Here is a 16,829-nt window from a genome sequence, read left to right as displayed (position 1 = left end):
GGCCCCTTTTTCTGCAGATTTCAAGACGATGAATACAAGGTTCAACATCGCCGCGGTCGCGGCAGGCGCCGGCTATTTGCTGCTCGCGGCATTGATCTGGTATGTCGGTCCGCTGGTCGGACTGACGAGCACGTCGTCACGCCTGCTCGGCATCGGCATTCTCGTCGCGATCGGAGTGGCGGCGCTGATCGGTCGCCACGTTCTCGCGCGGCGTTCCGGCGGCCTCATCGCCCGGATGTTGCGGCGCCAGGCCGACGAGGCCGTCATCGACGCGCGGCCCGAGCGGCGCGCCGAAGTCGCGGCATTGCGCCAGGGCCTGCTGTCGGCGATCGCCACCCTCCGGCAGTCGCGCATCGGCGAAGCCGGCGGCAACGCGGCGCTCTACGAGCTGCCGTGGTATATGGTCATCGGTCACCCGGCGGCCGGGAAAAGCAGCGCCGTCCTGAATTCCGGGCTGACATTTCCGCTCGCGGACAAGCACGGCGTCCAGGGGGTGGGCGGCACGCGTCACTGCGACTGGTTTTTCGCTGCCGAGGGCGTGCTGCTCGACACGGCGGGGCGTTATGCGACGCAGAGCGAGGATCGCGCCGAGTGGCTCGCGTTCCTGAAGCTGCTCAAACGCCACCGCTCCCGCGCGCCGGTCAACGGAATTCTCGTCGCCGTCAGCCTGACCGAACTGGCCGATTGGCGGTCGGAGCGGTTCGCGGTGTATGCGCGCCAGATCCGCGAACGCATCCATGAGATCGACGCCGCGTTCGGCCTTCAGGTCCCGATCTACCTCGTCGTCACGAAGCTCGACCTGCTCGCCGGCTTCGCGCAGTTCTTCTCGCACCTCCCTCCCGAAGAGCGGACCCGGGTGTGGGGGGCGACGCTCGAGCACGATCAGGGCGGCGACTTCGACGCGGCGCGGGTGGTCGGCCAGCATTTCGATGCGCTGTGCGAGGGGCTGCGCGAGATGAGCGAGGAGCGGCTCGCGGCAAGCCGAGGACGCCGGGCGGATGCGTCGCTGTTCGCGTTCCCGATCGAGTTCCATGCGCTTCGCGACGCGTTGTGGCGCTTCGTCGAACTGCTGCACGAGGATGACCCGTACCACGCGCGCCCGTTGCTGCGCGGCTTTTATCTCACGAGCGCCCTGCAGCACGGGGCGCCGCAGATCGCCACGTCGGGGCGCGTCGCGGAGCGTTTCGCGCTTGCTCGCGGTAGCTTCGAAAACCGGCAGTCGCCCACGTCGTACAGCTATTTCCTGCGCGACCTGTTCCGCGAAGTGCTTTTCCTGGATCAGCACCTGATCGCGCGCCAGACCCGGTCCGGTCGCAGCCGCTGGCGGCTCGCGGGTCTTGCCGGTGGCCTGACGATGCTCGCGGTGCTGTCAGCCGCACTGACCTGGGCGTTCGTCGGCAACCAGAAGCTGATGGATGCAGCCCGGGCCGAATCGCTGCAGGCGGCCGAACTGATCGCGAGCGCGCACCTCCTCGACCGCCTGGGCGGACTCCTGCTGCTGCAACGGCGCCTGGAGGAATTCCAGCGCTACCGCGAGCATGGGCATCCGTGGCGGATCGACATGGGGCTGTACCGCGGCGAGCCGCTCGAGGCGATGCTGCGAAAGCAGTACTTTGCCGGCCTGCGCACGGTGATGCTCGCGCCGGTGAAGGCGAGTCTCGAAGAGACGCTGTCGGGGCGCGGGTCCGCGTTGCGGATCGCGCATCGGCGAGACGAAGGCCCGTCCGCCCGCCCGGGGGCGCCGGTCGTGTCGCCAGGGCTGCCGATCATTCCGCTTCCCGGCCGTGCCGTTGCCGCGCCCAGCGAAACGCCGACGCCGACCCCCGGTGCGGCCGTGGCAGTGTCCGAACCGGTCCGCCTTCGCCCGCGAGGCAGCGGCGCGAATCTGGAGCACACCTACAACGCGCTGAAGACCTACCTCATGCTGCACGAGCAGGCCCGCATGGAGCAGGCGCACTTGAGCGACCAGCTGCCGCGTCACTGGCGCCCGTGGCTCGAGCAGAACCGTGGCGGGCACGACACCGACGCCGTCATCGCGCTCGCCGAGCGGGTCGCCGCGTTCTACGTCGGCCAGCTCGGGGCGCCGGATCTGCCGCTGATCGACAACGAACAGCAGGTGGTCGAGCGCGCGCGCGGCGTGCTGCGCGGTTCACTGCAGCAGATGTCCGCGACCGAGCGCGTGTACAACGAATTGAAGACGCGAGCGAACACCCGCTTCGCGCCGCTTTCCGTGTCGCGCATCCTCGCCGGCAAGGACGCGGGCATCGTCGGTGGCAGCGTCGTCGTTCCGGGGGCGTTCACGCGCGAAGCGTGGGAGCAGTACCTGCGGCGCGCGTTGCGCGACATGAGCCGTGGCGGGATCAAGAGCGACGACTGGGTCCTCGCGGTGGCGCACGAAGACAGCCTCGGCAGCGGCGCCGCCGCCGAAAGGAACCGGCTCGAGCTCGAAGCGCTGTATCGGGACGAGTTCGCCCGCGCGTGGACCGAGTTCCTGCAAGGGGTCGCGGTGCTCGAACAGGGAGGGCTGGCCGAGACGGCCGGCGCCCTCGCGCGGCTCGCCGACCTGCAGTCCTCCCCGATCCGGCTGCTGCTCGTGCGGATGGCGCACGAGACATCGTGGGACAACGAGCCGGCCGCCTCCGCTTTGGCGGCTTCCCCAAGCGGACCGCGCACCGCGTTGGTCGAATCCGACGCAACGTCGCTGTCGGTGCCGCATCCGCCGCAGCTCGGCCCGCTCGGGCGGGAGTTCGAGACCGTCTCCGCGATCGCCGGAGAGGCGGGCGCTGCGGCGATGTCCGGCTACCTCGAGCAGCTCTCGCGGGTGCGGGGCAGGCTCGTGGCGGCGGCGGGCCACGACGACCCCGCGTCCGTCGCCCGGCAACTGATGCATTCGACGCTCGAGGGCTCGGGATCGGAGCTCGCCCAGGCGCTGCAGTATGTCGACGGCGTGATGCTAGCGAGCGCGGGCGACGCCTCCCGGCGCATGCTGCGGCCGATCCTGGTCCGTCCGCTGATGCTCGCCTACGGTGCGCTGATCCCCCCGGTCGAGCAGGATCTCAACCAGGCCTGGCAGCGGGAGATCTATTCGTCGTGGCGCACCCTCGCCGACAAGTATCCGTTCAGCGACACCGGGCACGACGCGGTGCTCGCCGACATAGCCCGCTTCACGCGACCCAATGGAACGCTCGCGCGCTTCGTCGACCGGCATCTCGACGGACTCGTCGTCCGCCGCGGTGAGCAGTTGGCGCCGCGGACGTGGGGCAGCCAGGGGCTGCGCCTGAACGCGTCGTTCCTGTCCGGTGTCGGCCGTCTGTCCGTCCTCGGGGACAAATTGAGCCAGGACGGAGCCGACGGACGGTTCGAATTGCAGCCGGTGCCGACACCGGGTCTGAGCGAAATCAGCGTCGAGATCGGCGGGAAGATGCTTCGTTACCGCAACGGACCGCAGCCGTGGCAGGAGTTCAGGTGGCCGGGAGAGGACGACCGCCACGGCGCCCGGATCCAGGTCGTGGACCTCGGCGGCGTGGTATCGGTTGTTGCAAACCAGACCGGCAGGATGGGCTTCCTCCGCCTTCTCGGTGATGCAAGTAAGCAGGAACCCGGCGACGGCACCGCGCAGCTTGCGTGGCATGTCGAAGGCGAGCGGAGCGACCGCACGGTGAAGCTGCGCTTCCGCAATCTTGCCGGCGTGAGCCCGCTGCAACTCTCCAGCCTGCGGCGGCTCAGCCTGCCCGAACGGATCACCCCCTGAGGTTGCGAACTCATGTCCCTCGGCTTCATCCGTGGCCGCGACGCTGGACCGATGATGCCTATCTCGCGCGAGGCTGCAGTGAATTCCACGTCGGTTCGGATGACGGGCGGAGCGCCTTCTGCGGAGTCCTGCGCCCGATCCGGGACCGTGCCGGCCGGCTCTATCCGCTCGTCGCAGGGGTCGTGTTGCCCGCGTCGCGAGTCGAGCCGCTGAACGCCGAGCGAGCGGTCGCCAACGAGCCGAGCGTCATCGACGTGTGCGACGAGGCATCTCACTGGTGCCGGCGCCAGGCTTACGCGGAAGCGGCGTACGTCCTCGGTCGGCAGCTTGCGGATCCGTCGCTGAGCCTTCACGCGTTGTGCCGGATCCTCGAACAGCTCAGCCGCAGCATCGGTTGAAAATATGCGTAAAGCATATATAATCCCGCGGTTGGAGGTAGCCCAATGTCAAAAGTAAGTACTCAGAAGAAGCTGTCGCGGATTCGCCCGCCGCGCGTTCAGATCACCTACGACGTGGAGCTGGGCGAGGCCATTGAAACCAAGGAGCTTCCGTTCGTGCTCGGCGTCCTCGGGGATTATTCTGGGCACGGCAGCCGCGACCTTCCGAAGCTCAAGGAGCGGCGCTTCGTCCAGATCGATCGCGACAATTTCGACGAGGTGCTGAAGGGCATCGGGCCGCGACTCGAAATGCGTGTCGCCAACCGCTTGCGGGACGACGACAGCCAGTTGGGAGTCGAGCTCGAATTCAACGCGCTCGCCGACTTCGAGCCGCAGAACGTCGTGCGCCAGATCGAGCCGCTGCGCCGGTTGCTCGAGGCGCGGGAGCGGCTCGCGGAACTGCGCAACAAAATGGTCGCCAACGACCGCCTGGAGGAGTTGCTCGACGAAGTGTTGCGCGACACCGAACGGCTCCAGGCGGTGCGCACCGACGCCTTGCCGGATGGAGAGGCAAGGGAATGAGCGCGCAGATGCAAGTTCATGCAGCCGTCGCTCCCGCCGCGCTTGTAGCATCCAATGCGTCGCTGCTCGACACGATCATCGAACAGAGCCGGATCGCCACGAGCGACGCCGAGCAGCTCCGCGCACGCGATCTCATCGGCGAACTGGTCGACCAAGTTCTGTCAGGCGCCGTGGTCGTGACGGCGAGTCTCGCGGCGAGCATCGATGCGCGAATCGCCGAGATCGACGCGCTCCTTTCCGACCAGCTCAACGAAATCCTGCACGTGCCCGATTTCCAGACGCTCGAGGCGTCCTGGCGGGGTTTGAAGCACCTCGTCGACAAGTCGGAAACCGGCACGATGCTGAAGCTGAAGGTGCTGAACGTCTCCCGGAAGGATCTGGTGAAGGACTTCCGGGCGTCGGCCGATTTCGACCAGAGCGCGCTATTCAAGAAAATCTACGAAGAAGAGTACGGCACGTTCGGCGGTGCACCGTATGCCGCGCTCATCGGCGACTATGCGTTCTCCCGCCATCCGGAAGACCTCTATCTCCTCGAACAGCTGTCGCACGTCGCCGCCGCCGCCCATGCTCCCTACATGAGCGCCGCCGCGCCGGCGCTCTTTGGCATCCAAAGCTTCGCCGACATCGGACGACCGCGCGATCTGGCGAAAATCTTCGATACCGCCGAGTACGCGAAGTGGAAAGCGTTCCGTGACTCCGAGGATGCGCGCTACACCGGTCTCGTGCTGCCGCGCGTGCTCGGCCGGCTACCGTACGGGGCGGCCACCTGCCCGGTCGATGCTTTCAACTTCGAGGAAGACGTCGATGGCACCGAGCACGACAAATATCTGTGGACCAACGCGGTCTATGCGTATGCCGCGCGGTTGACGCAGGCGTTCGCTCAATTCGGCTGGCTCGCGGCGATTCGCGGCGTCGAAGGGGGAGGGTTGGTCGACGGGCTCCCCGCGCACACGTTTCGCACCGACGACGGCGAAGTGGCGCTCAAGTGCCCTACCGAGGTGGCGATCACCGACCGCAGCGAAAAGCTCCTCGCCGACCTCGGCTTCATTTCCCTCGTCCATTGCAAGAACACCGACTACGCGTCGTTCTTCAGCGGCCAGTCCGCCCAGAAGCCGCGCAGCTACAACACCGACGCGGCCAACGCGAACGCGCGGCTGTCGACCCAACTGCCCTACATCTTCGCCGTGTCGCGTATCGCGCATTACATGAAGTCGATCATGCGCGACAAGATCGGCAGCTTCGCCTCGCGGCAGGACGTGCAGGATTTCCTCAATGCCTGGCTCGCGCAGTACGTGCTGCTCGACGACTCGGCGTCACAGGAGGCGAAGTCCAAGTATCCGCTTCGCGAAGCGCGGGTCGACGTCGTCGAAGTGCCGGGCAAGGCGGGGGTCTACCGCGCCGCCGCCTTTCTGCGCCCCCATTTTCAGCTCGACGAACTGACGATATCGCTCCGCCTGGTCGCCGAGCTCCCCAAGGCGGTTCGCTGAGTCGCGAATCCGCCGCCCCTCATCAATTTCTTTACCACCGTTTCTGGAGATCAGCATGGCATTCGACGCATTCCTCAAGATCGATGGCATTCCCGGTGAATGTACCGACGACAAGCACAAGGACTGGATCGAGGTCCTGTCCTTCGCACACGCCATGGAGCAACCCGCATCGGCGACCGCGAGCTCGGTCGGGGGTGCGACCGCCGAGCGCGTCAATCACGGCACCTTCGACATCGTGCATCTGCTCGACAAGTCGAGCCCGAAGCTCTACGAAGCCTGCTGCACCGGCAGGCACATTAAGGAGGTCGTCCTCGAGCTGTGCCGTGCCGGGGGTGACAAGGTGAAGTACATGGAAGTGAAGCTCGAACAGGTGCTCGTGTCGCGGTTGCAATCTGGCGGCGCCGCGAACGACCAGGGATTCCCGCAGGAAAGCGTGAGTTTCAGCTACGGCAAGATCCGCTGGACTTACACCCAGCAGAAGCGAGAGGACGGCGCGGGTGGCGGAAACGTCGGCGCAGGCTGGGATCTCACCGCGAACAAGGTCATTGCATGAGCCGGCCGTCCTCCCGCATCGCGGGCGCCCGGTCGGGCACGTGCTCGATGCCTGGCTTGAAGCTGTTCGTCCGCCGCGCCATGGTCGTCCTTGGCGCGGCGCTGCTTGTCGCCTGCGCGGCCAACCCGACTCCGCCGGTCACGCCGGAGCCGGACACCGCCGGCGAGCGGGCGGCCGAGACGCCCCGCAATGACGAGAACCGCGGTGACAACCGCCACGCGGACGAACGTCCGCAACTGTTCCCCTTCGACAAAATGAGCGTCAGCCTGTCGGAAGGCGAAAAGGCGAACGTTGCCGCGTTCGCGGAGCGGGCCAGGAACGCCGACTCGATCCTCATCCGCGGGTACTGCGACCGTACCGAGGTCGGCAACGCGAAGGACGCGGCAATCGCGCGCGCGCAAGCCGTGCGCAAGGTATTGCTCAAGGCCGGCGTGCCTGCCCGTTCGATGCGGGTCCGGTACAACACGGAACGCAAGATGCACGCCGCAGAGGTCGAGTTGCAGTGACCGCGGCCGTCGACGCGAGCCGGCGAATGCCATCCGCCAGCTGTTTCAGCCCGATCGTCCTGCTGGCATTCGCCGGCACGCGACGCGCCCGATGATCGCGCTTCCCGAACTTCTCGCCTCGTTCGCGAGCGCCTTCACGCAGGCGCAGCGGGTGATCACCCTCGAACTCGGCGACGGCTCGCGTCATCCGAGGCAGCTCCTGCCGCAAACGGTCGTCGGCGAGGAGGGGCGCTGTCATCGCCGTACCGGTATCGGCTGCGATGCCTCTCGCCGGATGCCTCCGTCGGGCTCAAATCCCTGCTGGACCTGCCCGCGGCCTTCGGGATTCTCGATGCCGGCGGCGGCACGGTGAGGCGCTGCGGAGTCGTCAGCGAGGTCAAGAGATTGCATATCCACGAGGGCGAGCCGATGCCCAAGGCAGCATTTTTCAGTAGCCCGGGCCTGTGGGACAAGCTGCGCGGCGTGCAGCCCGCCTACCGCGTAGCCTCCGTGTGGAAGCTCGTGGCATACGGCGAGGCCCTGAGCGCTGAAGTACGCGCTGCCGGTGGGGATGCGTCCACCAGACCCGAGGAAGGCAGCCGAATCCTGGCAGCGATCCTCAACTCCCGGGTGCCGGTCGGCCTGCATAGGGGCGCTTGATTCATGCACGGCAGCGCCAGACGCGCGATACGCAACCCAGTTATTCCTCTGATGGATATCGGCCGGGGTTCGCCACCCCGTGCCCCCCGATTTTCTGCCCAACAGCGGAAAAACCAATCATGCGAAACGTAATTCGACTCGGCGACGCAACCTCTCACGGCGGCAGCGTGATCGCCGTCGGCGCCACGCACTATACGGTGGACGGCATTCCCGTCGCGGGAGTCGGGGATCGCTGTGTGTGCCCTCTCAAGGGGCATGACAACTGCACGATCACCGAGGGCGATCCGTCGGTCACCGTCGACGGCGTTCCGATCGCTTTCGACGGACACAAGACGAGTTGCGGCGCCGCGCTGCTGGCCAGCACCGGTCGTGTCGGCAAGCGGTGACGGCGATGACAGTTCCGGCGCGACTTCATGCTTGAATCCCTCCTTCCCTACTACGAGCGCGAACTCGCCCACCTGCGCGAGCTGTCGGGCGAATTCGCGCGGCGCTATCCGAAGATCGCGGGTCGCCTGCAACTGGAAGGCGACCGGTGCGAGGACCCGCATACCGAGCGCGTCATCGAGGCCTTCGCGTTTCTTGCCGCGCGCATCCACCGCAAGCTTGACGACGAATATCCGGAGATTGCGGCGAGTCTCCTCGACGTCCTTTACCCGCACTATCTGCAGCCGATTCCGGCGTCGACGATCGTCCAGTTTGAAACGGACCGGGCGCGTCCGGAGCTTGCCCGGCGCTACACCGTCGGGCGCCATCAGCCGGTCCATTCGCCGGCGGTGCAGGGAGTCGAATGCCGCTTCCGCACGTGTTATCCGGTCGATCTTCTTCCGCTGTCCCTGACGGCGGCGCGGCTCGAACTGACGGTCGCTTCGGAGCATCTGCGCCGGCTCGCTCCCGGCGCCGCGGCGGTGCTGACGCTCGAACTCGAAACCCATGGTGATCTGGAGATTTCGCAAATCGGGATCCAGCGTCTGCGCTTCTTCCTCGACGGCGAACCGCCGCTGATGCATCTGCTGTACGAAGTGCTGCTCTCGTCGGTGCACCGCGTCCGCGTCGGTGATGGCAGCGGCAGCGCGTCGCGCACGGGCGAGCTTCCTGCGAGCGCCATCCAGGCGGTCGGCTTCGGTCGCGAGGAGGGGATGCTCGAGTACGACGAACGCTCGTTCCTCGGTTACCGGCTGCTGACCGAATATTTCAGCTTTCCCGACAAGTTCCTGTTCGTCGACTTCACGCGCCTCGACGAAGCGGCGGCATCGCTTTCCGGCCGTCGACTCGTGATCCGCTGCGCGATCCGGCACTGGCCGGACACCGAGCGCCACGTTCGCCTTCTCGACAAGCTCGGCCCGCAACATCTGAAACTCGGCTGCACTCCGATCGTGAATCTCTTCGTCCACGCTGCGGAGCCGATTCGCGTGACGCACCAGCAGGCGTCCTATGCGGTGCGCGCCGACCGACGCAAACCGCACGCCTACGAGATCGTTCAGATCCGGCGCGTGCGGCGAGTCGAACGCAGCGGCGGCAACGAGTGCAGTGAGGAGGTGCCGGCGTTCTACGCCGGCGGCCACAGCGCCGGACGAGCGGCACGCTTTCATTGGCATGCAAGCCGGGAAGGCTCCGCGCGGAAAGACGACAAGGGAACGGACGTCGCGCTGCATCTGGTCGACCTCGATTTCGGGCCGGTGCGCCCCGCCGCCGAAGTGCTGAGCCTCGAACTCCTGTGCAGCAACCGCGACCTCCCCGAACAGATCCCGTTCGGCGGCAGTCAGAGCGCGCCGCACACGGATTTCACCCTGCCGGGCCACCCGGTCGTCAAGCGCGTCCGCCTGCTTCGGAAGCCCACCCCGAGCCTGCGCCCGTCCGCTCGCCGCGGGCTGCAGTGGCGCCTTATTTCCCACCTGTCGCTGAACTATCTCTCGATCGTCGGCGAGGGCAAGGAGACGCTGCAGGAACTTCTCGGCCTTTATGACCTGACCGGTTCCCCCGTGACGAACCGCCAGATCCAAGGCATCGTGGCGATCGGCAGCGAACCCGGCTTGGCGCGCGTCGCCGGGCGGGATTTCAGCGGCTTCGTTCGCGGTACCGACATCAGCCTGACGCTCGATGACGACTACTTCGTGGGCGCGAGCAGCTACCTCTTCGCGAGCGTGCTCGAGCGGTTCTTTGCGCTCTATTGCGCCCCCAACAGCTTCGTCCGACTCGGGGTCCGAAGCGCCTGGCAACAGAGGGAGATCGCCGCATGGCCGCCGCGCTCGGGCGAAGCGCTCGTGATCTAAACGACGAACTCGCCCGCGACGCGAGTGCCTACGAGTTCTTTCAGGCCGTGCGGCTGCTGTCGCTCACTGCAAGGCGCGCCGGCGACAAGTCGTCGGACGGACTGCCACCCGGGCTGCGTTTTCGGACCACCGCGTCGCTGTCGTTTCCGCCGAGCGAACTCGTCGGCTATTCGCCTGCGGCCTCTGGACCTCTGATCGACGAAGCCCGCGACGAGATGACCGTCGCGTTCATGGGACTCACCGGGCCGAGCGGCGCGCTACCCGCCATCTACACCGAACTGCTGATCGAGCGGCGCGACGTTTTCGGCGACACCGCGGCCCACGCCTTTCTCGACCTCTTCAGTCATCGCGCGGTCGCGCTGTTCCACGGCGCGTGGCGGAAGTATCGCCACTGGCTCGGGGTCGAAAGCGGCGAGCGGGACGGCTTGACCCGCAACGTACTGGATCTCGCGGGAGTCGGGTTCGGACCGCTGCGCGAGGCGCTCGACGCGGGCGGCATGACGGGCTTCGGTGAGAGCTTTTTCATCCGACACGCCGGCCTGCTCGCGCAGAAGCCGCTTTCCGCGTCGGCGGTGACGAGCCTGGTCGGGGCCTTCGCCGGCGTGCCCGCCGAACTCGTCCAGTTCGTCGGGCACTGGGTCGAGTTGCCGCTCGGCGAGCAGACCCGCCTCGAGCTGGGGCGCAACGAGCTCGGCTCGGCATTCATCGGTGGCCGCCAGTGGAATCGCCAGACGAAGGTCGAGCTGCGCCTCGGACCGATGCGGCGGGAGAGGTTTGAGCAGTTTCTGCCCGGCGAACGGGGGGCCGAAGGTCTGGAGGCGCTGATGCGCTTCGCTGTCGGATTCGGCCTCGCCTGCGACGTGACGCTCGTCCTCGACCGGCGCGACGTGCCCGAACCGCGCCTCGCAGCGGGCGCATCACTGCGCCTCGGCGGCAACGTCTGGCTGGCCGACGGGCCGCCCGTAGTCGATCCTGACCAGATGTGCTACCGGCTGCTGCAATAGCGCCGGTCAGAATGATTTCCACAACAAGGACATTCCAGCATGCAAAGCCTGCTCAAGGCGCTGTTCGCCCGTCTCACTCCGGCGGCTCGCGCCGCGTTCGAGGACGCGGTCGCCCGCACGGTGTCGCGAACGAACCACGAAGTCGAGATCGAACATGTCCTGCTGGCACTGATCGGCACCGACACGAACGCGCTGGCAGCGGCGTTGCGCACCGTGGGCATCGGGCGAGCCGACGTCGAGCGTGAGCTGAACGGCTCCGCGGATCGATTCCGCAGCGGAAACACGCGCCACCCGCTCCTGTCCGCGGGCCTGATCACCTGGCTGGAGCGCGCGTGGCTCCTTGCGGGCGCCGAGCGGGGCGAGGAGCGCGTGTCGAGTCTCGATCTGTTGCTAGCACTGCTCGTCGACGACCGCTTGCGGTCCGGCATCGCGCAGACGGCGCCGACGCTGGCGGCGATCGAGCCGGCGCGGCTTGCGGACGCCTACGCGACGCTGCGGCGGCACGGCGGCGAGGATGGCGTCGAGTCGCGGCCGGAGGCGGCGGGGGGAACGCGGCTCTTGCCGTCTGCCGACTCCAGGGGCACGACTGCCGCCATGGGGGGATACACCGTTGACCTAACGGCGCTCGCCGAAGCCGGCAAGATCGACCCGGTCATCGGACGCGAAGCGGAGATCCGCCAACTCGTCGACATTCTGCTGCGGCGGAGACAGAACAACCCGATCCTCACCGGTGAGCCGGGGGTGGGCAAGACCGCCGTCGTCGAGGGCCTCGCGCTCAGGATCGTGCGGGGCGAGGTGCCGCCGGCCCTCGCCGGCATCCGCCTGCGCACGCTCGATCTCGGCCTGCTGCAGGCCGGGGCGAGCGTGAAAGGGGAGTTCGAAAACCGGCTCCGGCAGGTGATCGACGAAGTGAAAGCGAGCGCGGTGCCGATCGTATTGTTCATCGACGAGGCGCACACGCTGATCGGCGCGGGCGGGCAGGCGGGGCAGAACGACGCGGCAAACCTGCTGAAGCCGGCGCTCGCCCGCGGCGAGTTGCGGACGATCGCCGCGACCACGTGGTCCGAGTATAAGAAATATTTCGAGAAGGATGCGGCGCTGGCGCGGCGCTTCCAGGTCGTGAAGGTCGAGGAGCCCGATACCGAAACGGCGGTCCACATGGTGCGCGGCATTGCGCAGGCGATGTCGGCGCACCATGGCGTGAGCATTCGCGAAGAGGCGATCCGCGCGGCGGTCGACCTGTCGAGCCGATACCTCGCGGGACGGCAACTGCCCGACAAGGCCATCGGCGTGCTCGACACCGCGTGCGCCCGCGTCGCGCTTTCGCGGGCCGGGCGGCCGGGCCCGGTCGAAGACATCTACACGCTCGTCGCGAACATCGACCGCGAGCTTGCCGCGTTGCGCGACGAGGACGGAGCGGCGGCGCGGATCGCCGAGCTCGAACGGCGCCGCACGGTGTTGGAAGGCGACCTCGGCCGATTGCATGAGGAGTGGGCGGCGCAGAGGGATGTGGTCGACGAAATCGACGCACTGAACGGGAAGGGTCGGAACCGCACTTCTCCTGCGCGGGACGAGCTGGCCGGCCGAAGGGCCGCGTTGCGCGAGCTTCACCGTGCGATGCCGCTGGCGTTCGAGTGCGTCGACGCGAACGTCATCGCGGACGTCGTCAGTGCGTGGACCGGCATTCCGCTCGGCCGGATGATCGGTGACGAGCTCGGGCGCGTGCGGAGTCTCGCGGCAATTCTCGCGCAGCGCGTCGTGGGCCAGGACGCTGCTCTCGCGCAGATCGCCGAGCGGGTGCAGATCGCGAAGGCCGGGCTCGAAGACCCGATCAAGCCGAAAGGCGTGTTCCTGCTGGTCGGCCCGTCAGGCGTGGGCAAGACCGAAACCGCTCTCGCGCTCGCGGACGCGCTGTACGGCGGCGAGCGCAATCTCGTCACGATCAACATGTCGGAGTACCAGGAGGCGCACAGCATCTCCGGCCTCAAGGGTTCGCCACCGGGCTACGTCGGCTACGGCGAAGGGGGCGTGCTGACCGAGGCGGTTCGCCGCCGGCCGTATTCGGTCGTGCTGCTCGACGAAGTCGAGAAAGCGCATCCCGATGTGCTGGAACTCTTCTTCCAGGTATTCGACAAGGGAGTGCTCGAAGACGGCGAAGGGCGCGCAGTGGATTTCCGGAACACCCTGATCCTGCTTACGTCGAATGCCGGAGCCGACCTCGTGATGCGCGCGGTCGAGGACGGTGTGACGACCGCGACCGACGAGGCGCCCCGCGTACCGACACCGCAGGAACTCGTCGAGCTGCTGCGTCCGACGCTGCAGAAGGTCTTCAAGCCCGCGTTCCTCGGCCGCCTGGTGATCGTGCCGTATTTCCCGATCGGCCCGGATGTCCTCGAGCGGATCGTCGCGCTGAAGCTGCGGCGCATCGGCGAGCGCATCACCGCCCGTCACGGCGCACGGGTCGATTTCGCGCCCACGCTGGCCGAACTGGTCGCCCAACGCTGCGATGACGTCGGCAGCGGTGCCCGCGACGCCGACGCCGTCCTGGCGCGGACCGTACTGGCCGGCATCTCGTCGCAGCTTCTCGACCGGATGGCGAAGGGCAAACCCGTCAAGCGCGTTGCCGTCTCGGCAAGCGACGGGATGACCCGGGTGAAGATCAATTGAACGGGCAATACGGCGAAACGCGAGGGGTCTGCGCCGGGGCGTCAGCCTCGTCGGATGCCGAGTAATTCATCGATCTGGCTGAGCGTCGAGCCGTCCTTGATTACCGTTGCGAGCCAGTCTTCGAGCGACATCTCCGCCCAGCCGGCGGCGCGCTCGACGAGAAGGGCGACCGGGCTGTGGGGTTCGTGGGTACGGAAATAGCGGACGGCCTCGTGCAGCAGGCCGATCGCGTCGGCGCGGGACGATCCGGTCGAGCCGGACACAGCGGTGTCGACTGCGGGGCGGTTTGAACCGGGCTCCCGATGCGGAAGCGGCTGGGTTGTCGTGGTGGCGGGATCGGTCGACACGGGGTCGAAACGCTCAAGACTCCGCCTGCATATTTCACCGCACGCGCCGAGTGCGTCCTCGATCGGCGCGAGGTGGGGTGCGGCCGCTGTAAAGCGCGCGTCGACTTCCTGCCGGAGTTCCGTGACCTGCGCCTGCGCCCGGCTCAGTTGCTCGCCGAGTGCCTCGAACCACGCTCGTCCCGACAACTCGGCGCTGCGGTCGAACTGTTCCCCCGCGAGCTTGCCTTCGGCGGCGCAGCGCTCCCGCGCACCGGCGTCCCGCAGCGCGAGGTTGTCGACCTCGCGCGACTCGCGATAGCGGTACCAGTCGTAGCCATCGTGAACCGACGCGGTCAGCGGAATCCTGCGGATTTCGTCGGCGAGCTGCGCGGACAGCCAGTCGAGCTTCGCAGCCCGTTCGTCCGCGCCGTCGCCGTCCAACGAGGGGTAGCCGCTGTCCCAGTAACGCCGCAATAGCCCCGTGACGAGCCGCAGTCCGAACGTCAGTCCGTCGAAGCCCTCGATCCGGGTCAGCGCCTCGGCGTACCAGGCGGCGATCTGGAGGTCCTTGCTGCGGCGGCAGAGTGTCTCCTCGCACAACTGCCGGACCCGTGCCCACTCCGCGCGCTTCGGCGCGGTCTCCCAGTCACCTTGCGCGAGCGCGGGGTCATCCGCGCGTCGCGCTTCGCGTATCTCGTCGAACAGCGCCGAGTAAGCCATGTCCTCCCCTTCAGGACACGCGTCCGAGATCGGCAAAAGTAACTGCTCCAATCGATCCAGGTCCATCCCGACACTTCCTTGGCATAAAAATGCCCGAAGCATATCATGCGCAACGCGAGCGGCAGTGCGTCCGGAAGGATGCGATCGGCCGCCGGCGATCAAATCGGCGTCGCCGGCTTCATCGTCGCGTGGCGCATGTGCAGCGACAATCCGAGCGCTGCGAGGTGGTGCGTGTCGCGGCCGAGGATTGCCTGCGACAGCGGCAGGAACTCCGTCTCCTCAAATTCGGCATGTGCGCGGTAGCAGTTCACGAGACCTTCGATTGCGGCGACGTCGAGACGGCTATCCTGACCCTTCGCGACGCGCTTGAGCTCCGGCTCGAGCCGCTTCCACGTCGCCTCGAGCTCACGGTGCTCTTCGGGGAGGCGCTTCGCGAGGCTCTGCACGCGCTCGCGTTCGGCGCCCGCCGCGGCACTCGCGAGCACCGCGGGGAAGAGCTCGCGCTCCTCGTCGAGATGGTGTTCGAACACCGCGTCGTGGAAGAATTCGAGCGCGGCCGCTGCGATCTGTCGCGCGCGCAGCCGGGGCCGAGCAATGCCGGCAGCTCGGCGAGCTGATCGAGCTTGCGGAGAATGCCGTCGTGGCAGTTCGAAAAGTCCTGGATAGGCGCGTCGCCTTGCTTCGGGGCGGATGACTCTTTCATGGCAGGGTCCGTGGGTTCGGTGGTTGCGTTCGCGATATCAGCGCCCGGTGGTCAGCGCCGGCAGCCAGGTCGAGATCTCGGGGACGCCGGCGATCAGCACGAGCACGAGCACGATCGCGGCGAAGAACGGGAGCGTCGCGCCGAACAGGGGTCCCATGCGGATGTCGGCCTGCACCATCGCGATGTAGAGGCCCGGCCCGACCGGCGGGGTCACGAGACCGATGACGGTTGCGAGCGTGCATACGACGCCGAAGTGGATTGGGTCGATGCCGAGGCTCGTGACGACCGGCATCAGCAGCGGCACGACGACGATCAGCACGCTGATACTCTCGAGGAACATGCCGAGCACGAGCATCATGACAATCACGAGCAGCAGGAACACGAACGGCGAGTCGGTGAGCCCCTTCATGTACTCGACGACGCGATCGGGCACGCCCTGGAACGCGAGCACCCAGCTCAGCACCGACGCGGCCGCGATCAGGCCGGTGATCGTCGCGGAGTTGACGCCGACTTCGAGCAGGATGCGGCCGAGGTCGCGCACGCGGATCTCACGGTACGCGAAGCCGAGCGCGAGCGCGATGATCGACGCGACCGCGCCCGACTCGGTCGGCGTCATGACGCCGGCCATGATCCCCCCAATGACGACGAGCGGGATCGTCGCCGGCACGAGGCCCTCGAGCAGCACGCGGATCGAGGCCGCGCGCTCGCCGCGCGTGCCCGCGGGAAGGCCAGAGTCGAAGACGCCGAACAGGAAAATCACGAGCGCGAGCGCCGCGACGATCAACACGCCGGGGATGACGCCGGCGATGAACAGCGGCGCGATCGGCTGCACCGCGACGACGCCGAAGATGATCATCAGCATCGACGGCGGGATGATCGGGCCGAGCAGCCCGGCGGACACGGTGACCGCGCCGGAGAACGCGCGGTCGTAGCCCTTGCGCTCCATCGCCGGGATCATCGTCTTGCTCATGACGCCGATCTGCGCGACGGCCGACCCGAGGATCGACGCCGCCATCGCGTTCGTGAAGAGGTTCGCGTACGCGAGGCCGCCCTTGAGGCCCCCGACGAGCACCTCGGCGACCGCGATCAGCCGCTGCGTCAGGCCCGCCTTGTTCATGATCTCGCCGACGAGCAGGAACAGCGGGATCGCGAGCAGGCTGTTGATCTCGAGCGCGCCGTAGAGCTGGATCGGGATCGAGTCGTACAGCACCGCGAGGTCGTTCGTCGCCATGAAAACGATCGCC

The 16,829-nt window shown here is 67.3% G+C and carries 15 protein-coding genes; 12 read left to right on the top strand and 3 right to left on the bottom strand.

The features are described 5' to 3' along the window. Window positions 1-28: 28 nt before the first annotated feature. The 12 genes from tssM (at window position 29) to tssH (ending at window position 13,836) form a co-directional block, all read left to right on the top strand. On the top strand, window positions 29-3,751 hold the full coding sequence (gene tssM, locus V6M37_RS01810) for a type VI secretion system membrane subunit TssM (protein WP_332670530.1): 3,723 nt from the start codon (window positions 29-31) through the stop codon (window positions 3,749-3,751). A 185-nt stretch (window positions 3,752-3,936) separates the two neighbouring features. After that, on the top strand, window positions 3,937-4,149 hold the full coding sequence (locus V6M37_RS01805; RefSeq protein ID WP_332670528.1) for a hypothetical protein: 213 nt from the start codon (window positions 3,937-3,939) through the stop codon (window positions 4,147-4,149). A gap of 45 nt (window positions 4,150-4,194) precedes the next feature. Further along, entirely contained in the window at window positions 4,195-4,710 is a 516-nt protein-coding gene (gene tssB, locus V6M37_RS01800; protein ID WP_332670525.1) for a type VI secretion system contractile sheath small subunit, read from the top strand. Continuing rightward, on the top strand, window positions 4,707-6,197 hold the full coding sequence (gene tssC, locus V6M37_RS01795) for a type VI secretion system contractile sheath large subunit (RefSeq protein WP_332670523.1): 1,491 nt from the start codon (window positions 4,707-4,709) through the stop codon (window positions 6,195-6,197). Before tssB ends, tssC begins: the two co-directional genes overlap by 4 nt. Before the next feature lie 55 nt (window positions 6,198-6,252). Further along, the gene (locus V6M37_RS01790; RefSeq protein ID WP_332670522.1) at window positions 6,253-6,750 is read left to right on the top strand and encodes an Hcp family type VI secretion system effector; all 498 of its coding nucleotides are present in this window, start codon (window positions 6,253-6,255) and stop codon (window positions 6,748-6,750) included. Between the two features lie 56 nt (window positions 6,751-6,806). Further along, window positions 6,807-7,256: an OmpA family protein gene (locus tag V6M37_RS01785; protein ID WP_332670520.1), complete on the top strand. Its 450-nt coding sequence runs from the start codon at window positions 6,807-6,809 to the stop codon at window positions 7,254-7,256. A 91-nt stretch (window positions 7,257-7,347) separates the two neighbouring features. Further along, window positions 7,348-7,608: a hypothetical protein gene (locus V6M37_RS01780; RefSeq protein ID WP_332670518.1), complete on the top strand. Its 261-nt coding sequence runs from the start codon at window positions 7,348-7,350 to the stop codon at window positions 7,606-7,608. A 56-nt stretch (window positions 7,609-7,664) separates the two neighbouring features. Beyond that, window positions 7,665-7,895 carry a hypothetical protein gene (locus V6M37_RS01775; protein ID WP_332670516.1) on the top strand — a complete coding sequence of 77 codons (231 nt, stop codon included), beginning with the start codon at window positions 7,665-7,667 and terminating at the stop codon, window positions 7,893-7,895. A 119-nt stretch (window positions 7,896-8,014) separates the two neighbouring features. Continuing rightward, a complete protein-coding gene (locus V6M37_RS01770; RefSeq protein ID WP_332670514.1) occupies window positions 8,015-8,281 on the top strand; it encodes a PAAR domain-containing protein in 267 nt (88 codons plus the stop codon). Window positions 8,282-8,308: 27 nt separating this feature from the next. Further along, window positions 8,309-10,165 (top strand): type VI secretion system baseplate subunit TssF, encoded by a 1,857-nt coding sequence (gene tssF / locus V6M37_RS01765; protein ID WP_332670513.1) that lies wholly within the window; start codon window positions 8,309-8,311, stop codon window positions 10,163-10,165. Continuing rightward, complete coding sequence (tssG, locus tag V6M37_RS01760) at window positions 10,129-11,169, top strand: type VI secretion system baseplate subunit TssG (protein WP_332670511.1); 1,041 nt, start codon at window positions 10,129-10,131, stop codon at window positions 11,167-11,169. The genes tssF and tssG overlap by 37 nt, the downstream gene beginning before the upstream one ends. Before the next feature lie 39 nt (window positions 11,170-11,208). Continuing rightward, window positions 11,209-13,836, top strand: a complete 2,628-nt coding sequence (gene tssH, locus V6M37_RS01755) for a type VI secretion system ATPase TssH (protein ID WP_332670508.1) — start codon at window positions 11,209-11,211, stop codon at window positions 13,834-13,836. Between the two features lie 41 nt (window positions 13,837-13,877). Here the strand turns inward: tssH and tssA are convergent, their stop codons facing one another. From tssA to V6M37_RS01740, 3 genes are all read right to left on the bottom strand, one after another. Next, complete coding sequence (gene tssA, locus V6M37_RS01750; RefSeq protein ID WP_332670506.1) at window positions 13,878-14,948, bottom strand: type VI secretion system protein TssA; 1,071 nt, start codon at window positions 14,946-14,948, stop codon at window positions 13,878-13,880. Window positions 14,949-15,040: 92 nt separating this feature from the next. Then, window positions 15,041-15,412 carry a hemerythrin domain-containing protein gene (locus V6M37_RS01745; RefSeq protein ID WP_332670504.1) on the bottom strand — a complete coding sequence of 124 codons (372 nt, stop codon included), beginning with the start codon at window positions 15,410-15,412 and terminating at the stop codon, window positions 15,041-15,043. Window positions 15,413-15,622: 210 nt separating this feature from the next. Beyond that, window positions 15,623-16,816 carry a TRAP transporter large permease gene (locus V6M37_RS01740; RefSeq protein ID WP_332670501.1) on the bottom strand — a complete coding sequence of 398 codons (1,194 nt, stop codon included), beginning with the start codon at window positions 16,814-16,816 and terminating at the stop codon, window positions 15,623-15,625. Window positions 16,817-16,829: the final 13 nt, after the last annotated feature.

The sequence above is a fragment of the Aromatoleum sp. genome (assembly GCF_036675785.1).
In the GTDB taxonomy this organism is placed as follows: Bacteria; Pseudomonadota; Gammaproteobacteria; order Burkholderiales; family Rhodocyclaceae; genus Aromatoleum.
Note: the sequence above shows the minus strand (reverse complement) of the source record. Positions and strands in the feature narration are given on the sequence as shown.

Bases quoted from the DNA above. Each gene is read 5' to 3' on its own strand.
- tssH (WP_332670508.1), top strand. From the start codon at position 11,209: ATGCAAAGCCTGCTCAAGGCGCTGTTCGCCCGTCTCACTCCGGCGGCT.
- V6M37_RS01770 (WP_332670514.1), top strand. From the start codon at position 8,015: ATGCGAAACGTAATTCGACTCGGCGACGCAACCTCTCACGGCGGCAGC.
- tssG (WP_332670511.1), top strand. From the start codon at position 10,129: ATGGCCGCCGCGCTCGGGCGAAGCGCTCGTGATCTAAACGACGAACTC.
- tssA (WP_332670506.1), bottom strand. From the start codon at position 14,948: ATGGACCTGGATCGATTGGAGCAGTTACTTTTGCCGATCTCGGACGCG.
- tssM (WP_332670530.1), top strand. From the start codon at position 29: ATGAATACAAGGTTCAACATCGCCGCGGTCGCGGCAGGCGCCGGCTAT.
- tssC (WP_332670523.1), top strand. From the start codon at position 4,707: ATGAGCGCGCAGATGCAAGTTCATGCAGCCGTCGCTCCCGCCGCGCTT.
- V6M37_RS01780 (WP_332670518.1), top strand. From the start codon at position 7,348: ATGATCGCGCTTCCCGAACTTCTCGCCTCGTTCGCGAGCGCCTTCACG.
- tssB (WP_332670525.1), top strand. From the start codon at position 4,195: ATGTCAAAAGTAAGTACTCAGAAGAAGCTGTCGCGGATTCGCCCGCCG.
- V6M37_RS01740 (WP_332670501.1), bottom strand. From the start codon at position 16,816: ATGGCGACGAACGACCTCGCGGTGCTGTACGACTCGATCCCGATCCAG.
- V6M37_RS01775 (WP_332670516.1), top strand. From the start codon at position 7,665: ATGCCCAAGGCAGCATTTTTCAGTAGCCCGGGCCTGTGGGACAAGCTG.
- V6M37_RS01790 (WP_332670522.1), top strand. From the start codon at position 6,253: ATGGCATTCGACGCATTCCTCAAGATCGATGGCATTCCCGGTGAATGT.
- tssF (WP_332670513.1), top strand. From the start codon at position 8,309: ATGCTTGAATCCCTCCTTCCCTACTACGAGCGCGAACTCGCCCACCTG.